2 protein-coding genes and 1 pseudogene are annotated in these 2,993 nt (G+C 30.0%); all 3 read right to left on the bottom strand.

Annotation, left to right across the window (positions count from 1 at the left end):
• Window positions 1-357 precede the first annotated feature (357 nt).
• On the bottom strand, window positions 358-816 hold the full coding sequence (locus I2I13_RS24275; RefSeq protein WP_195650748.1) for a hypothetical protein: 459 nt from the start codon (window positions 814-816) through the stop codon (window positions 358-360).
• A gap of 2 nt (window positions 817-818) precedes the next feature.
• Entirely contained in the window at window positions 819-1,556 is a 738-nt protein-coding gene (locus I2I13_RS24280) for a hypothetical protein (RefSeq protein ID WP_195650749.1), read from the bottom strand.
• Window positions 1,557-2,642: 1,086 nt separating this feature from the next.
• A pseudogene (locus tag I2I13_RS24285) lies at window positions 2,643-2,993 on the bottom strand (RHS repeat-associated core domain-containing protein); the annotation flags it as partial.

The following is a 2,993-nucleotide window of genomic DNA, read 5'->3' on the forward strand; positions in this document are numbered from 1 at the left end:
ATAAAGGTAAGAAATAGAGCTGCCATCTTCAAACTCTATACGGTTCGGTAAATTTAGGAAATTATATTGAATATCAACTATCTTTTTATTCAAATCTTTCAATAAATTACCATTAGCATCATAAAAACATATGGGGATTTTCGGTTAATGTTACGATATTAAATGCAGTACATTTATGAGATTGATAATCTTTACCATACGTTAGCTATGAGAGATGAGACTATAACGTTCAATGAGAGTTTTTAGAAAAAATACTCCAAGTAAGTGATAATAAGAAAGAAATTACCCTGACATAAATTGTTCTTTAAGACAACTTATGTCAGGGTATAATACAAACTAAAGTAAAAAAGACAAAGCTTATAGTTGCAGTATTCTATCTATATCGGCTTTAAGTTTCTTCACATCAGTATCTAGCTTTTTCTTCTTTACTACATTTTCAAGTAAATCCATCTTATTCAGTATGGCTTCTTTTAGAAATCGATACCTCGCTTCTTCGGTTTTGCTGAAAAAGTTCTCATCTGTTACGATGATTGGAATGCCTATAGACCTATCCTTTTTGTGATAAGAACCTATTTCTTTCAGATATGACAATTCTGTTGGAGTGGGCTTTACATGAAACTCAAGTAAAACTAAGTTCAAATCCTTGCCATAATCTTTAATCTTCAATTTTTTCAGATTACCAGATATACCAGATGTGCCTCTCTCACCCCAAATATAAGGGCGAAATTGTTCGGCTAAATCAGCGAAATCTCGTTCACGTAAATTAGGATCAAATCCTATTTTAAAAAAGCATCCTAAAATATTCGTTTTATCCATATTTAATGCATATCCTTAGAAAAATAATCTTTAGGCAAATTTGTTACAAATTGAATCATTTGAATATCTCTATTTAGAAGAAAAGTATCTAAAGCACAACCTAATTTATTCAGATAGATATTTTGTATTATTCTACTTTTTGAAGGAGAACATAGCTGATATCCTCTGTCTCTATCATATCTTAAAAGACATGACTGAAATTTACTCCTCTGTACAGTATCTGTTACATATTTGTCACGAATTTCTTTTCTTATTATATAAAAATCCTCTTCGTAATCAAAATCTTTACTGCAGTAACCCGAAGAGTTATAAAAATAAGTAAAAAGAGAACTTCTCTTTTTTATCATTTCGCATAAATCAAATTTAAAATTCATCCATTTTTTACCTTTCCAAAGAACATTCATTGATTTGTTTCTTACTTCAAATAAAATATCATCCTTATGCAAGGATAAATATCGCAACAAATCTTCACGTCCTGTTCTTTTTTTATTTATAGCCTTCTCAAAATCACTAAATGATGAAAATGTGTTATCATTAGCATCATCTATCATTTCCCAACAAAAAATCTTCAATTCCTCGACAGATGGATATTTCAAGTTAGCACGATAATACCATTTTACATGACTGTATAATTCAAACTTAAAGTCATAATCGATAGAATCACCACCTCCTGAAGGTAGACTTTTACAACTATATATAACTAGAAAAAGTCCTGTAATTACATAAACTATTTTTTTCATTTTCCTCTGTTTAAAAATAATCGATTATATTTATCAACTAAAGCATTGGCGACAAACCTAGAATATTTTAAATGAAGTATATCACCCCCTTTTTTTTGGAAAAGACTCCAAATTTGTTTTATTATGCTCCAAAGCATGATTGTTTTATAGAAAGCCAAGCTAAAACACTATTCACATTTAATCATCCGACATCCGCAATAAATACCAAGTGCTAATATCATTGCATAAGTGAACATTATTGACTCCATATATAATTTCAATAAAGTATACAGAAAAAAGTACCAAGAAAATAAGGTTTCAATGACATTGTAATAATTAAGATAAAAACGTTTTTCCATAGTTATATCTTTAATATTAACCCAAAAGCCTTTACTACTCAAATTCATAACATTGGCTACAACTACCATTACTGATCCTATTAACACAACAAATCTTATCAAAAAATGATAAGGCAGCAAATCCACATCATTAATGAAGATAGCTATGCAGATTACAATGCAACATAATGGTAACGCTACCTTATTGACTATTGCTAAAAAAGACTTTTTCATTTCTAAGTTGTTTACATTAATAACTCATTTATCAAAAAATATCTTCCTCGACAAACTCTGACATGAATAGACTTTATAATCAATTCATATCAGAGTGAAATTTCACCTATTTAAAAGAAAAAATTTCAATGTCAAGATTTCAAACAATTATTGGCTTTTATCGCTATTCTACATCCCAGAAACACACCAAAGATCAATAATATTATATAATTGGGGAATATATAACTCTTAGGTAGAAATACATAAATCGCCAACGAATAATAAAAGAATCTTTCGATTGTTCGATAAGTAGTCTGAAGACTAGACTTAGGTTTCAACAAAACTCCTTGAGGACATATTTGTGGATACTTTAGATATAATACAAAACCAACAAATACAACCATCCATATAAATAACAATATCATTTTTAAAACCAGTAAATATGGAAAATCATATAAATACGGATAAGCTATATGAGCAACTATGGCTAAAAAAAAGGCAAAGAGATATGTCTTTCTAAATACTGTTACTAAGAATAATTTCATAATGATACAAATTACTTGTTTTTAAATAATAAGTTAAATGTTTTCTCCCAGAAAGTTGGTTTATGTTCATCTATCCGTTCTTGCTCCGCCTTTGTATGAGCTTTAATAGCATCTTCTTGTCCCGGTTTAGGGTTTGTTACTTCCAATATACCATCTACTAAAGTTCCTCCAGCTCCCATTATTAGGCCTATCGTTGTTTTCCATCCTCCATCTTTTGGATTTCTTTTCGGAGCCGGATCACCATTAGGCATCATCCCCGATACATTAGTATCAATACTTTTTGCTACATTCGCCTGATTCCTATCCAGTTCTTCTTTACTTTTCCTTTCTCTATTCCGCTGATGCTCATATTCCGGACTGAT

It is taken from the genome of Bacteroides sp. D55t1_190419_B8 (genome assembly GCF_015558905.1).
GTDB lineage: Bacteria > Bacteroidota > Bacteroidia > Bacteroidales > Bacteroidaceae > Bacteroides > Bacteroides vicugnae.